Here is a 14,591-nt window from a genome sequence, read left to right as displayed (position 1 = left end):
TTATTCTTCTTCCGGCAAACGGTTGATTTTCACACGGGCAATCCGTTGTCCGTCTTTTTCAACCACTTCAAAACGCCAGCCGTGATAATCGATGAAATCGCCTACATCAGGAATACTTTGCAACTCTTCCATAATCAAGCCGGCAACGGTATGAAAGTCAGCGTCTTCCTCTTGAGCAGGCAAATTTAATTGAGAAGCCAATTCCACATACTCCAATGCACCATCCACAGACAGCGTTTCATCCTGACTGGCTGGAGCAGCCTCTTCTTCCTCACGCTCAAACTCTTCAGGGAATTCCCCGGCAATGGTTTCCAACAAATCTTTCATGGTCACCATGCCCAGCACCGCACCAAATTCATCCACCACCAAGGCATAATCCGCGCTGCTTTGACGGAACAATTCAATCGCATTCAATGCCGTCGTACTGTCCGGCAAAATCAACGGCTGGCGCAAGGCCGTCTGAATATTGATTTCCCCCGACTCAAGCAGCTGGTTCAGCAAATCTTTTTTACTGATATAGCCCAAAGGCTCATCTACACCTGCCTTACCGACAACCAACAAACGGCTATACGGCGTATTTTTCAGTTGCGCATTTTGCTCTTCCCGACTTTGGGAAATATCCAACTTCTCGATTTCCCGACGCGGAATCATCACGCCCATAATCGGACGCTCCGCTAACGTCAGCACGCTGCGAATCATGGATTTTTCGTTTTCTTCAAAATGCTCGTCATCGCCGCCATTATCGCCTGCTTTTGCCAAAATGCTTTCGCGGATACCCATCATACCCAACACATTTTCAGCGGTGCGTTTACGCCAAGAGGTACTGATATAGTCATTTTTGCGGGCATTCTTTTGCGAAACCTGATTAAACAGTTCGATCAAAATCGAGAAGCCGATCGCCGCATACAAATAGCCTTTCGGAATATGGAAATGGAAGGCTTCCGCAATCAGGCTGAAGCCAATCATCAACAAGAAACCCAAACACAACATCACTACGGTCGGATGCTTGTCCACAAAGGCGGTCAACAGTTTGCTGGCGGAAATCATCACCGTCATCGCCACAACCACTGCACCCATTGCCACCACAATATGATCCACCATCGCCACTGCCGTAATGACAGAATCAATAGAGAAAACCGCATCCAAAATCAAGATTTGCGCCACAACGCCCCAAAAGGAAGAATGCTTCTTCTGCCCTTCAGCAACCGCAAATTGATTGTAGCCTTCAAGGCGTTCGTGCAGCTCGGTAGTCGCTTTATAAAGCAGGAAAATACCGCCGGCAAACATAATCATGTCTTTACCGGAAATCTCCAAGCCGCCCAGCTCAAACAAAGGACGCGTCAGCGTCATGATGTGCGCCATAAAGCCCAGCATGAAAATCCGAATAACGACAGCCAAACCCAAGCCCGTTATCCGCGCCCTATCCCGTTGCGACGGTTTGACCTTGTTTGCCAAAATCGCTACGAAAACAAGGTTATCAATACCTAAAACAACTTCCAAAACCAGAAGCGTGGCAAAGCCTATCCAAGTATGCGGCTCGGCCAACCAACTGAAATCCATAATGATTGCGTTCCTTTAAAATACAAAAAGGCAGCCGTTCCGCTTAAAACGGACAGACTGCCAAATTTCGGGCATAAATAAAGGGAAAGAAGCGGTATAACAACTACTCTGCTCTGTGTCTTTCATGAAAAATTTATGCCCCGGTCAAAAATAATGGCAAACAGTTTATCAGTTTGACGAAAGAAAGGCAAAGTCCGACAGCATATTTTCTTTTAAAAACAGCCTACAGCTGCCAACAAATCACTTTCTCCAGCGTTAACAAAAGGAATCGGTCGATATATTTGGTGATCATGGTTTGTTCGGTTTGCCAAAAGAAGATTCTTATAAGAGACCCCCTAAATGCCTGGGTAAAAACTTAGGTTTTTTTACTAAGGTCTCAAGCCGTCTGAAAAATTGGGATTTTTTCAGACGACACGGTTTATATAGACAATAATTTTCTTAGAAAATATAACGATTATATTCTTTCAGAAATTACGGATATACTTAATCTCCATACAGTTAAAGTAATTAATCTGCCATCTAAATAAGAATATTCTAATTGAAGAGCATCATCTTCAAAGCAAATATTTCCAGCTGTAAATGTATTGCCATCTAGCCTACCTGTTATCTTATATTGTGTACTATCACCTATTCTTTCAAAAGGAATAATAACAGATTCATCTGTATCAACCTCTTCCAATATAAACTCATCAATAATGAAATAGTCAAGTTCCACATTGTAAACTTTATTCACTTCAATAGCCATTGGACAACAATTAAGGAAACAATATAGATCGTTATTTTCTATAGAAAAATATGCAAATTCCTCAATTGTTTCATCCATTTTTTTTAGCTTTGCTGAGTAAATCATTTTTAACCTTTCATAAATTATTTTACTTCATAAATTGTTTTATCTTTTGGATTGCTACGATTTATAGCTTTCCAAAACTCTTTTCCACTTTTCACATGGATGGTTGTGATGTAACCTTGATGATTTGTTCCTATAAAGGCTGATGAATTAAGTGTAATCATTTAATCAATTACCATCAAAATATCTTAAAATATTAACCAATAGATAAAATAAAAACCACCATGTAACATGGTGGTTTTCAAATCTGGCTCCCCGACCTGGGCTCGAACCAGGGACCTGCGGATTAACAGTCCGTCGCTCTACCGACTGAGCTATCGGGGAATTAAAAATGGGATTATATAGAAAATATCAGAAGCCTGTCAAGCAACAATCTATATAAAAACAAAAATATTTTTATATCTTTTTAATTTATAAAACTTTTATAAGATTTCAGCAATTTGTTTGGCCGCACGTTTCGCATCCAACAAAATCAAACCCAATTTACCGCTTTCTTTTGCCATCAATGCCAACACTGCATTTTCACCTGCCTGACTCAGCAGAATATAGCCATTTTTACCTTTAACCATTACCTGATCCAACTCACCGCAAGCCAACTCGTGTACGGAACGATTGCCCAATGCCAAAAGCGTTGCCGACATCGCACCTACACGGTCTGCATTCAAATGCGAAGGCAGCATGGTTGCGATTGGCAGGCCGTCTGTAGAAATAACTGCAGAAGCAGTGATATCCGCAGAGGTATTGTTCAAATCGCTTAATACAGAGATCAATAGTTGTTGCATAGTCGCTCCATTCTAAAATAAATATTGGTCAGGCAAAAATCAACGGCTGCCGTATCGGTAGTACAGCACTTTAACCAAAGTAACAAAAGCCTCTTTATTTAAATCAGGCATGCCACCAATTACCAAAATCAGTTTGGTCATGCCAATATACAGTGGGAAAAAGGTCAATTCACTTTGGCCTGAAGGATCGCAAATACCCCATGCGCTATTATTGATATGCAGGTTATTGCGAATCAAAAGACGGTGATTGTCTTCCATTTTGGCCACTTCGCTCGCCAAAAGACCCAATTCTTCTGCTGCCTCGTGATGGAAATTGGCATTGGCAAAATACAAACCGTTTTCATCAGCCAATAAAGCTTTGCCAGAATTAGACAACTGTTCCAACAATGTCGGTAATTGTTCGTCAGTCAGATGGATGTCCTCTGTGCTGATTTCCTCATCACCGTACAAAAACTCCAAGCGTTGGAGGCGATACAACAGGTTTAAAGCGGTATTGATATCGCTGGTGTCTGCCCACGCCAAAAGTTTTTCACTGCTGATGGTTTCAGACGGCTCTGCGCGCAACAAACCATACAATAAAGTTCTGCTGGCGCTGGGCGTATCACTTGAAACGGCATAATACGCACCTGCCGGTGTAATCTTAGGATATAAATTTGATTGTAAAGAGAGTGTCGCTTCCATCTTATACCTCTAATCCGGGGTCAATTGAGAACAACATGGCAGTAACCAATTGTTTTACATCGTCTTCTCGACGTGCATCAATCTCAAAAACCGGTACATTAAAATTATTCTGTGCTAAATATTTTTGATAAACATCTACGCTTGGCAAGGAGCGGATATCCATCTTCGTTACCCCTACAACCAAAGGCGCTTTTTTCAGCAACTCGCGGAACGCATCCAAGAAGAATTGCAAGTCTTTCAATGGGTTGCTTCTTGTATTATCTAAAAGAAGTACCAAGCCCATACTGCCTTGGCTCAGAATTTCCCACATAAAATTAAAACGCTCCTGACCAGGCGTACCGTAAAGGTGAACCTTGGTTTCCTCATCCAAATGAATGACACCGTAGTCCATTGCCACAGTCGTGTACCCCTTGCGGACAAGTGTCATATCGGATGCGGATGCATCGGTTTGAACCGGCGGTTCATCAGATAAAGCTGAAATTGCAGTGGTTTTACCTACGCCAACAGGACCGGTAAAGATAATTTTATTTTCTTTCATGACGTGTCCTTTACGATTTACCCAGCAACTTACGCATCAGGCGTTGCAACAGGCCGCGAGGTTGTTCTTTAGACGGACCGGCAACTTTTTGGGCCTCTTTGCTCATTGCTGTTTCAGGTACATCTTTGCTATTCACATCAATCTGTTCATTCAAGGAAGGCGTATTATTCGCATCTGTTGCAAACTCTGTATCTGTCGCCAAAAAGCCTGTTATATATGTTGCCGATAAATAATTCAAAATATCAGGCATCTCTAATGGCATGACTTTATAAAGAACATTCAGATTAACGGATGTTTTCGTCAGAAATGCCGACAGACGCATAGATTCCGGAACATGCGCCAAACGGGTTAAGTTTGGCCAACGCTTGAGCGTAAAGACAGTTTGCGGCGTCATCGGATAAATCAGACGGCCTGATGCAGTCCAAATAGCCATCTGCCACAAGCATGACATAATGGTGACTTTGGCTTTTTCTTTCCATTGCGGATTATCAGGAACAGCCTTACACACAACTGCCAAGTTATCGTTTTTACACAATTTCTCCAGCTCATTGGCACTGACTGTCAGCAGTACACGTTGAATACTGGGAAACACGATCAATATCGGCTTGCCTTCATGCAAGACGGCAATATCTTGGTGTCCTTGACTGGCAAATTTCAGCGCACCCAACAAGCCTTTATTTGGATTAAATCGGCGAATGGTGGCTTTTCTTGCGCCATCGGAATTTGATTGTCCTTTATTCTCTTCAGCCGCTTGTTGTTCAGACGGCTCAAAAACATTCCCGCCCTGAGCCAGGCTGCGCAAAACAGGAAACAAGGTATCGAATTTAACCGGCTTGGCCAAATAAGGAGTCGTTACGGTTGGCAATTCAGAAGAAAACATTGCCACAGGTACTTCCGGATAAGTTTTCTTCGACTCTTTCCAAGCTTCCACACCTGCCGGAGTATCGGTATCAACCAATACCAAATCCGGTTTTTCATCAGAATCAGGAGAAACGATGACGTAATTCGTCGTATTGTGCATTTTAAATGCCATACGGAATACTGCCTGCTGTTGCTCACCCATCTCCTGTAACATAACCCGTATGGTTTTAATTTTTGGTAAATGATTATTCATTACTCGTACTTTCTACGATTATCTTATTTTTTTGAATATTGGTTCATTCGTTGCAAGAGACGGCTCATTGCCAAGACAACCTCTTCAGGCAGGCTGACAACACGCTCGCGCAACAGGCGCAGGAATTGCTCCAAACGTCCCCAGTCTTCGACGCGTTCGTACAAATCAAACAAGATGATGTACAGCTGCGATTCTTGAGGATACTGTAAAACAGCTTGTTCCAGAGTGCTGATAGCCAAATCCAACTGACCGTAGGCCAACAGAGATTCCACTTCTTTCAGAGCTTCATCAGCAGGTGAAGAGCTTGCGCTGATGACAGAAGAATCTTTTTGAACCAAATCGCGATATTTGGCTTTCATCTGCAAAGAACTTGGCTGAATATAACCGCGCTTCAAACCAATCTCTTTAATTTGCTGTTCAGACGGCCCTTTTTCCAAATCATCAAAAATTTCGTGATAACCAAGGCTATAACCCCAACCAAGCATACGTTCTTTTACTTGACGGCCATATTGGCCCAAAGAGTGGTAAAGCTTCCACAGATGCTTGGCAAACTGCCCTACTTCTTCATTCTGATAATCCAGACGCAAGGCATCGATAATGAGACCAGCAGGTTTCGCAGAAGTTTGGATTGCTTTGTTGTATTGATGCAAAGCAGTCTCGTAACTAATCTTGTCTTTCAGGATTTTTGCACTACGCTCCGGCTTGGCAAAACCAATCACCGCACCCATCTCTTCAGGGCTGATTTCGCCAAAGTCTTTCTTGCCTAATACGATAGGCGCGCGTTTGCCCATACCTGGCACGACGATGCGTTCGGCCGAATCGTTCTCAAAGGCAATGTGCTCGTCGGAAGCAACTTCCAAACCGCTTTGTTCGCCAATTTGACGATCCACTTCCTGCATATTCCAACCGAGATGATGTTCGGCAAAAACGCGCAGGCGCAGGTTGGTTGAATCTAAAGCCAAACCGGCTTTCAAGTATTCAGCTACGCTGTCTTCAGAAAGGGAAGCACTATGGCGCTCAAGCGTATCTGCGAGCATATCGATATTGCCGACGCGCAGATTCAAACCGATTAATTCATGAACCAGTTTTTCCGGCGCACCGTCTTCCAAGGTATTGAGATAACCGGCCAAAGACTCTGCAGCCTTACTCTCATAACCGAACTGTTTATAAACCTGGTATTCGGTCAATGGATCGACTTCTTGCGCAGAAACAGAAGCCGTAGCATTGCTTGAGCCGCTTCCGCCCCATTCCCAATCTTGATTATCTGCATTGGAAACTGTCTGGTTGACTTTCTCAATCCAGTCGTTTCCATCCTCAGAGGAGGCTGTATGAGCGGCAGATTTATGGCCGCCTTTTGATGCATGTGCGCTTTGTTTGCCTGAGTTGCCTCTTTGTTCGCTACTTTGCTTATGACGAACAAAAAACAACACCAGCAAAAAAAGCACCAGCAAAAAAATAGTTAAAAGTTGATAGTTCAAGAACACCTCCCGGTCTTGTGCTGCAAACTGCATTTATTAACATCTGTTGCTTTACACGCAACTTCAACGTTATGAATTCCCCAAACGAATGATGATAACATGAATGCACTCATTTTTACATTAAAAACCCTACTCACATAAAGGACTTGATACCAATTTACAACTCAAACACACCGATGGATTCAACATGCGAGGTTTGTGCAAACATATTCATGATTCCTGCCGCCTTAAACTTATAGCCCTTATCCACCAAGACACCGGCATCCCGTGCAAATGTTGATGGATTGCATGAAACATATACTATCTTCTGAGGCAAAAACGGTTTGTGTAGTGATTTGACAACAGCATAAGCCCCGCTTCTCGGCGGATCGAGCAACATCTTGTCAAATTGCCCCCACGACTCAACAGTCTTTTCATCGGTATCGAACAAGTCTGCAACAGAAAACGTCATATTCTCGGCACAACGATTCAGGCGGGCATTTTCCCTTGCCCTATCTACCAAATAATCAGCGCCTTCAATACCGACAACCGATGCGCCACTTTTCGCCAGCGGCAAACTGAAATTGCCCAAACCGCAAAATAGATCGGCAATCCTCTCCCCTTTTTGAGGGTTTAAAAGTCTGACCGCCCTTGCCACCATCACTTCGTTCAATTGCGCATTAATCTGCGTAAAATCACCCGGTTTGTAAGGCATTTCCACGTCAAATTGAGCAAAATTATAGTTCAGAGCAGGCGCATTCTCGGGATAAAACGGCAAGGACTCGGCATGATCCTGCAGCCATATTTGCCATGCTTTTTCAGCACCCGACAATATCTTATCAAACCAATTACGCAATTCGCTTAATATTTGTCCAAACGGTTGATTTACGAAACGAATGTTGAGTACGGTCACATTTCTCCCGCAATAAAACTCAACAAATTTCACTTTTACACCGTCATCATGCAGTTTTTGCAGCAAATTTCGGACATCAGGCAATTTATTGGAAACATGTTTAGGCAAAATAGGACAATGGCGGATATTGACGACATCATGGCTTTTTTTAGCCTGAAAACCGAGTTTCAGACGGCCTTTTTTATCCACTGCAACACTTAAACGTGCCCTATCGCGATAATACCAGGAGAAACCATATAAAGGAGGCAAAATTATCTCCGGCTTGACCTTACCTATCCGTTCCAACTGCTCTTCCAAAATCCGTTGCTTTAATGCAACTTGCGCACCAAAGGAAACATGTTGGAGCGAACAGCCGCCACATGTATCAAAATAGCAACAAGCTGGTTCAATGCGTTCGGAAGAAGGTTTTAAAACCGTTTCGACCTGAGCTTCTGCAAACTGCTTTTTTTCTTTATGAATAGCAAACGTTACACGCTCTCCGGGCAGCGCACCGCCGATGAATACAGTCTTCCCATCGACTCTGGCAACACCCCTGCCCTCATAATCCAAAGAAAAAACTTCCGCCTCTTGATACCGTTCTTTCACACTCATACCGTTTCCGTCAGACAGCCTCTTACCGGCCGTCTGACTGTCTTCCAATACCGAAAGCGCATATTTTCTCACAAAAACACAGAGTTTCAGGTATCATGCGCCAAAAACTTTCATTTCAATCCCTACAAAAAAAGACGACATGAAAAAATTATTCCTTGGCCTGACAGCCGCTCTTCTGACCTCGGCCGCTGCTGCAAACACACTTATTCCAGACGTCTCTCCCGCCTCTTCCGGACAACACGTCGTTATCAATATTACGCAACAGCGTTTGTTCCTCTACGACAACGGCAAACTGAGCAAAATTTATCCTGTTGCCGTCGGCAAAGCCATGACCCAAACCACACTGGGCGAACACAAAATCGGCGCCAAAGCCTACAACCCGGTTTGGCATATCCCTAAATCCATCCAAAAAGAACGCAATGACGGCGTAAAAAGCGTACCGGCGGGCCCGAATAATCCGCTGGGTCCCGTATTTGTCCGTCTTGGCGACCCCAAATTAAGCCTGGGTATTCACGGCACCAATGCCCCTGCCAGCGTACCCGGCGTCCGCAGCCATGGTTGCGTGCGCATGAAATCGCCTGACGCATTGGAATTTGCCAAAACCATCGCAACAGGTGCTCCTGCCTCCGTTATCTACCAAATGGCAAGCCTGAACGAAGATGCCAACCAAAACTTGTGGCTGGCTGCCTATCGCGACCCGTACAACAAGAAAAACCTTGATACGGCTGCCCTGAAAAAAAGCATTGCCGCTTGGGCAAAAGCGCACGGCAAAACTATTCCTGCAGCGCGTGTGGATGCAATCCTGAAAGGACGCACCGGCGCGGCAAACTGTCTGACCTGCGCCAAAGGCGTGAAACTCAAATCGCCTTTAAAATCTTTGGCATGGACCAGCGGCACGGATGCTTACAGCAAACCCAAAGTCATGCCGAAACCGGCTCCTGCTAAAGATGTGGTATTGCCTCAAGGCACTGAAATCGAAGTCGATGCTACCGACGATACAAACAAAGCAGCATCCGAACCGAAACAAAGCGTTCGTCCGACTCCGGTGAAACCGGCAAAACCTGCTGCCAAACCGGCAACCACTCCTGCCGAGACGCCTGCTTCCGCGCCTAAAGCCGCTTCGGAACCGGCTACTGCCCCGGCCTCTGCACCTGTAAAAGAGGTTCCGGCAAGCAGCGAACCGGAAGATTTGCTGTTCTAAGCAGAACAAAACACATAGCCAAAGGCCGTCTGAAACGAATTGTTCAGACGGCCTTTTCGTATTACTGGATATTGGAAATATAGGCCCCCTCTTAATTCAGACGGCCTTTTTGCTTTCCAAATATTCTGACAAGCCGCGTTCGCGCAAAATACAGCTCGGACATTCATGACAACCACCGACCACGCCGTTATAACAAGTATGCGTCTGCTCGCGAATATAATCCAACACACCCATTTCATCCGCCAATGCCCAAGTTTGCGCTTTGGTTAAATACATCAAGGGCGTGTGGATTTGAAAAGCGTAATCCATGGCCAGATTCAGCGTAACATTCATCGACTTGACGAACACATCGCGACAGTCCGGATAACCGGAAAAGTCGGTTTCGCACACGCCGGCAATGATATGGCGTATCCCCTGCCCTTTGGCGTAAATGGCGGCATAAAGCAAAAACAAAGCATTGCGCCCATCTACAAATGTATTGGGCAGGCCGTCTGAAGCCGTTTCAATCGCCGCCGTATCATCCATCAAGGCGTTATGCGTAATCTGTTGCATCAGGCTCAAATCGAGTACGGTCTGCTTCACGCCCAAATCTTGGGCAATCCAACGCGCGCGCTCCAATTCGATGGCGTGGCGTTGCCCATATTGAAAAGTGATGGCCTGCACATTTTCAAGGCCATAGGTTTGAATTGCCTGAATCAGGCAGGTCGTTGAATCCTGCCCGCCCGAAAAAATAACGAGGGCTTGCTGTTTTTCCATTGTAAATTCCTAGTTTTGTTAACGCGGGAGGTTTGCGAACCGCGTGATTTGAAGATTGACGGATTATAACGGATTTCGTCTATAATCACGGCTCTTCGTTTTCTTTTATTCGGCATAATGATGAGCATCTACGCCCTGAAACCAAAATTTCAAAACCTGTTGCGCCCCATTGTTAAGCGACTGTATCAAAAAGGCATTACTGCCAATCAGGTCACCCTGTTTGCCTGCGCCGTTTCCATTTTGATCGGTTTGCTTTTAGCATTGTTTGCAGGTGTATCCACATTATTCTGGCTTTTGCCGATCTGGTTGTTTGTCCGTATGGCGCTGAATGCGATGGACGGTATGCTGGCACGGGAGTTCGGTCAGCAATCGGCATTGGGCGGCTATTTGAATGAAATTACCGACATTGTCGCCGATGCTGCTTTGTATCTGCCTTTTGCCTTTATCGCGCCCTTCGGCGGTGTGCAAATTGCCCTGTTTATTTGGCTGGCGGCAATGACCGAGTTTTGCGGCGTTTTGGGACAAGTTCATGGCAACGGCCGGCGTTATGACGGGCCATTCGGCAAAAGCGACCGCGCATTCTTTATCGGCGCATTGGCCGTATGGTATGCAATCGCCGGCAGCTTCCATTCGCTTTTCTATATCCTCATGTGGCTGGCCTGCGCGGCATTGGTTTATACCTGCTACAAACGTGTCATCAATGGCTTGAAGGCCGTCTGAAACTTGTCCACGTTCTTGGGTTAATCATCATTGATTAGATTATTTAAACCCATCAACTGTTTTACTGAAAACAAGAAGGCCGTCTGAAACCATAAACTATCGGTTTCAGACGGCCTTTTATCCCTCAGCCAAAATAACTTACTGTTTACCCAGCTGACTGTAATCTACCAACATATACTTGGCAGTAATTTTCTGCGAAGCATTACCTTCATCGCCCATCAGAATCATCTGCGGCTTGCCGTTAACGGTAATCGAATCAACGGCTTCAACATTGGTGATGTGTTGCAGATTAGGCAGAGAGATTTTTTGCGGTTCATCGGTCGGATTACCGCTCCAAGTCCACAGTTGTGAGAATTTCTGTCCATTCTCATCCTTCACTTCATTGGCAATCACATAGGTTTTCAACACAGGATCATAGTTGAGGGAACGGATACCGCCGCCATCAATATCAATCACGGCCACTTCATCAAATTCAGGTTTGGCATTGCGCTCAAATACATCTTTCGGATTGCTGATAAATGCGACCAAAGCCATGTTATTGAACTCAGGATCACGGAATCCTAAAACAAGACGTTTTTTCATCGGATCAAACGCCATACCCTCAATATTGATTTCTTCAAAAGAAACTTCTGCCTTGGTTCGCTCGCGAATCAAATCATGTAGCTTGTGGTCGGTTTCCAAAACCTGCGTCAGATTGTCGTAGCTGGTCAGCCCCAACACATTGCCGTCTTGGATTTTAAAGCGCATCAGGTGTTCGCGGTCGGGCGAACGGTTGCCTTTACGGGTGCGTGAATGTGAAGTCAGCGCGTAGATAAAGCCTTCATCATCGCGCGCCAAAGCCTCCAAGTCGCTGAGACGGCGTTTGAAACCGGTAATCACGCGCGTATCCAATGCCTCGTCTTCCACAAACCTGCCGGTTTTATCAATGCTGACAATACTGAACGCATGGTTGGGTTCGTCTTCCGCAATCAGCAAATTACCGTCCGGAAGCTGTTGTACGGCGGAAGGCTCATACACACCGTTAAACATATTGATTCCCAGCGAACGCAGCTCTGCCGCATTGTTGGCCGGCGGTATCAGCAATGACGGCAATGTTTTCACGCCGATAAACGCCACCAGTGAAGCCAGCAAGCCCCAACGGAATACCGCGTAAGACAAATTGATGTATTTGAACTGTTTGTCCGCCAACAACCCAAGCCAATAAAGATGGTCGCTCATCTTTTCATAGATTTGTTTACGGTCGCCCATAATCTCCTGCATCATTTCCCAATATTGATCTTTTTGCAGTTTCACACGGTCTTCATAAATCAAAATATTGGGTTGGCTGCCGCCAAAAAATCGCGTTTCGGTACTGCTGAGACGGGTTTTCAAATCCCGCAGCTTAGAACGGCCGCGGATAAAATCCTTAAACCATGTCCGCGCCGCCTGCATTTTGCCGATACGTTCCGGCGAAGCAGAAAGCAATGCAAACACGATAGACGCGGCGGCAGTAATCATAAACGTACTGGCCGGAATCAAAAACTCAGGCGACGATGAAAAAATAAATGCGCCCGAAATCATCAGAGCAGAAACAATAAAACCATTCAGCGAAATCATAATGTTCGCTTTAGTTGCCGCCAGCGCCAACAATTCCATCTCCGAGCGTACGGCGTTACGGAACATGGTTTCCACGCCCTTATTCGTACCCAACAAATCAGGTGCATTCAAATCTTCGGCTTTATTTTTTTCTTCTTCGCCTTGTCTTTTTTGCGTTTGGCTTTCTTTTCACTTTTTTCAGACGGCATCTCAGGATGTTCAACTGCTTCCTGACCTTCTACCGCCTCCTGAATTTCTACCTCTTCAGCCGCAACACCAACTTCGTTTTCAACAGTATTGTTTCGATTGCGCTCCCAAAAATCAACGTCCTGTTGGGAATCGGCAGATACGCCGTCGTTTAAAGGTTTGCCTTGGTCGCCCATCTGCTTCTGCCGGCCGTCTCCATTCCAATCATTCAAATCCATATCATGACTCCCAACATCAAACACTTTGAATTAAATGGAAAATAAAAAACATATTTAGTTCATTTATTTTAGGTAATTTACATGCCGCTTACATTCTTTAAATACCTAAATAGCAAACTGCCGCAGAACCCCAAAGTCCTGCGACAACCCGCTTTGCATCAAAATATTAATAATCGATGCGTTCTTTAATAATTTTCAAATCAGGATAAGACAAAACAATGTCGTACTCACGGCCATCTTTAAAAGCCTCGATATCCAACACAGGCTGGCCGCGACGACTATCGGCTTCAACATCGTGAACCTGATAGCCGCGTTGTTCCAACATTTTTACGGCTTTAGCACGGTTTTGCTCGAAGTTCTTGTCGCTGTAGATTTTTTGTTCGATGTAATCGCTGGCACCGGCAGTAGCGGCAGACAAAGCAACGATGGCGGTCAATAAGAATTTTTTCATGTTTGATTTCCTTTTCAAATGTGTATTCGGGTTTCGATGGATGTATTAAAACACAGCAAAATTAGCAGTTAATTAGTGCTTGGTTAAACGCAGTAAAGGCCATCTGAAAACTGTTCAGACGGCCTTTAACCTTAATCGTCAAATTTCAAACGTATTGCCCAAGTGTAAATCCGGAGGGTTAGAAACGATGAAAAGCCTGCAGCGAATATTCACCCAACAAACGGACAAACCATGAACAACTTTTGCGAAATCACCTTTTGCCAACAAATCGGCAGCAACAAACAGCACAACCAAGATGCCCTTTTTAACGGCGAGCAAGTGTTTCAATATAAACTCAAAACCGCTGAAACACGTCTTGAAACCCGTCCACGCTTTATCATCGGGATAGCCGACGGCATTTCCAATAGCAACCGTCCCGAAAAAGCCAGCAAATCAGCCATGCACTTATTAAGCCATACAGCCCAACTCAGCCGTCAAACCATCAATCATATACAAACCGCTTTATCTAAAGAGTTAGCAGAGGATTATTTTGGTTCCTCAACCACTTTTGTTGCCGCCGAAATCGACCAAACCACCGGCAAAACCAAAATCATCAGCGTAGGCGACAGCCGCGCCTATTTGATTGATACACAAGGAAAATGGAAGCAACTGACCCAAGATCACTCGATACTCTCCGAATTGCTGGATGGTTTGTCGGATAAAAAAGAAGAAGGGTTTGCCACCATATATGGCGGCGTTTCTTCTTATCTAGTAGCAGATTATTCCGATTTCCAAGACAAAATGTGCCATGTCGAGCTTACGCTTAAAGCAGGAGAAAGCCTGCTGCTTTGTTCAGACGGCCTAAGCGACGCTCTTTCAGAAGAAATAAGAGAAAAAATTTGGCAACAATATGATAACGATAAGTCCCGTCTGACTGTATTTCGTAAATTAATGGCGAAACAAAAAGTTTAGGGGCTGACGTAGATTAGCAGTTATGCTAG

14 protein-coding genes, 1 tRNA gene, 1 pseudogene and 1 riboswitch are annotated in these 14,591 nt (G+C 44.9%); of the genes and pseudogenes, 3 read left to right on the top strand and 13 right to left on the bottom strand.

Going from position 1 to position 14,591, the window contains the following annotated elements:
• From HMPREF2661_RS00080 to rlmD, 10 genes are all read right to left on the bottom strand, one after another.
• Complete coding sequence (locus HMPREF2661_RS00080) at nucleotides 1-1,560, bottom strand: TerC family protein (protein WP_070822020.1); 1,560 nt, start codon at nucleotides 1,558-1,560, stop codon at nucleotides 1-3.
• Between the two features lie 454 nt (nucleotides 1,561-2,014).
• Entirely contained in the window at nucleotides 2,015-2,410 is a 396-nt protein-coding gene (locus HMPREF2661_RS00075; RefSeq protein ID WP_036493096.1) for a hypothetical protein, read from the bottom strand.
• Between the two features lie 17 nt (nucleotides 2,411-2,427).
• Entirely contained in the window at nucleotides 2,428-2,571 is a 144-nt protein-coding gene (locus tag HMPREF2661_RS11545; protein ID WP_168166705.1) for a hypothetical protein, read from the bottom strand.
• Between the two features lie 84 nt (nucleotides 2,572-2,655).
• A tRNA-Asn gene (locus HMPREF2661_RS00070) sits at nucleotides 2,656-2,731 on the bottom strand.
• Nucleotides 2,732-2,829: 98 nt separating this feature from the next.
• Nucleotides 2,830-3,189 carry a roadblock/LC7 domain-containing protein gene (locus HMPREF2661_RS00065; protein WP_003679682.1) on the bottom strand — a complete coding sequence of 120 codons (360 nt, stop codon included), beginning with the start codon at nucleotides 3,187-3,189 and terminating at the stop codon, nucleotides 2,830-2,832.
• 39 nt (nucleotides 3,190-3,228) lie between these two features.
• On the bottom strand, nucleotides 3,229-3,870 hold the full coding sequence (locus tag HMPREF2661_RS00060) for a hypothetical protein (protein WP_049323925.1): 642 nt from the start codon (nucleotides 3,868-3,870) through the stop codon (nucleotides 3,229-3,231).
• Between the two features lies 1 nt (nucleotide 3,871).
• The gene (locus HMPREF2661_RS00055) at nucleotides 3,872-4,408 is read right to left on the bottom strand and encodes a GTP-binding protein (RefSeq protein ID WP_003748733.1); all 537 of its coding nucleotides are present in this window, start codon (nucleotides 4,406-4,408) and stop codon (nucleotides 3,872-3,874) included.
• 10 nt (nucleotides 4,409-4,418) lie between these two features.
• Nucleotides 4,419-5,522 carry a response regulator gene (locus HMPREF2661_RS00050; protein WP_003748735.1) on the bottom strand — a complete coding sequence of 368 codons (1,104 nt, stop codon included), beginning with the start codon at nucleotides 5,520-5,522 and terminating at the stop codon, nucleotides 4,419-4,421.
• A 23-nt stretch (nucleotides 5,523-5,545) separates the two neighbouring features.
• Nucleotides 5,546-7,033: a 23S rRNA methyltransferase gene (locus HMPREF2661_RS00045; RefSeq protein ID WP_070822019.1), complete on the bottom strand. Its 1,488-nt coding sequence runs from the start codon at nucleotides 7,031-7,033 to the stop codon at nucleotides 5,546-5,548.
• Nucleotides 7,034-7,157: 124 nt separating this feature from the next.
• Nucleotides 7,158-8,483 (bottom strand): 23S rRNA (uracil(1939)-C(5))-methyltransferase RlmD, encoded by a 1,326-nt coding sequence (gene rlmD, locus HMPREF2661_RS00040; protein WP_070822018.1) that lies wholly within the window; start codon nucleotides 8,481-8,483, stop codon nucleotides 7,158-7,160.
• Between the two features lie 139 nt (nucleotides 8,484-8,622).
• Between rlmD and HMPREF2661_RS00035 the strand changes: the two genes are divergently transcribed.
• On the top strand, nucleotides 8,623-9,684 hold the full coding sequence (locus tag HMPREF2661_RS00035; protein ID WP_070822017.1) for a L,D-transpeptidase: 1,062 nt from the start codon (nucleotides 8,623-8,625) through the stop codon (nucleotides 9,682-9,684).
• A gap of 96 nt (nucleotides 9,685-9,780) precedes the next feature.
• Here the strand turns inward: HMPREF2661_RS00035 and queC are convergent, their stop codons facing one another.
• Complete coding sequence (gene queC, locus HMPREF2661_RS00030) at nucleotides 9,781-10,440, bottom strand: 7-cyano-7-deazaguanine synthase QueC (RefSeq protein ID WP_049323921.1); 660 nt, start codon at nucleotides 10,438-10,440, stop codon at nucleotides 9,781-9,783.
• 3 nt (nucleotides 10,441-10,443) lie between these two features.
• Nucleotides 10,444-10,489, bottom strand: a riboswitch (PreQ1 riboswitch).
• Nucleotides 10,490-10,560: 71 nt separating this feature from the next.
• Between queC and HMPREF2661_RS00025 the strand changes: the two genes are divergently transcribed.
• Complete coding sequence (locus tag HMPREF2661_RS00025) at nucleotides 10,561-11,160, top strand: CDP-alcohol phosphatidyltransferase family protein (protein ID WP_036493077.1); 600 nt, start codon at nucleotides 10,561-10,563, stop codon at nucleotides 11,158-11,160.
• A gap of 138 nt (nucleotides 11,161-11,298) precedes the next feature.
• On the opposite strand, the pseudogene HMPREF2661_RS00020 reads toward HMPREF2661_RS00025, so the two are convergent.
• Nucleotides 11,299-13,160: pseudogene (locus tag HMPREF2661_RS00020) on the bottom strand (Pycsar system effector family protein).
• A gap of 166 nt (nucleotides 13,161-13,326) precedes the next feature.
• Nucleotides 13,327-13,611 (bottom strand): PepSY domain-containing protein, encoded by a 285-nt coding sequence (locus tag HMPREF2661_RS00015; RefSeq protein ID WP_070822016.1) that lies wholly within the window; start codon nucleotides 13,609-13,611, stop codon nucleotides 13,327-13,329.
• A 231-nt stretch (nucleotides 13,612-13,842) separates the two neighbouring features.
• Here HMPREF2661_RS00015 and HMPREF2661_RS00010 point away from each other — a divergent pair, with 231 nt between their 5' ends.
• The gene (locus tag HMPREF2661_RS00010) at nucleotides 13,843-14,562 is read left to right on the top strand and encodes a PP2C family protein-serine/threonine phosphatase (protein ID WP_070822015.1); all 720 of its coding nucleotides are present in this window, start codon (nucleotides 13,843-13,845) and stop codon (nucleotides 14,560-14,562) included.
• The last annotated feature ends 29 nt before the right edge of the window (nucleotides 14,563-14,591 follow it).

This window comes from Neisseria sp. HMSC061B04 (assembly GCF_001836705.1).
Classification (GTDB): Bacteria; Pseudomonadota; Gammaproteobacteria; order Burkholderiales; family Neisseriaceae; genus Neisseria.
The sequence above is the reverse complement of the archived record's forward strand: the minus strand, read 5'-3'. Positions and strand labels throughout refer to the sequence as shown.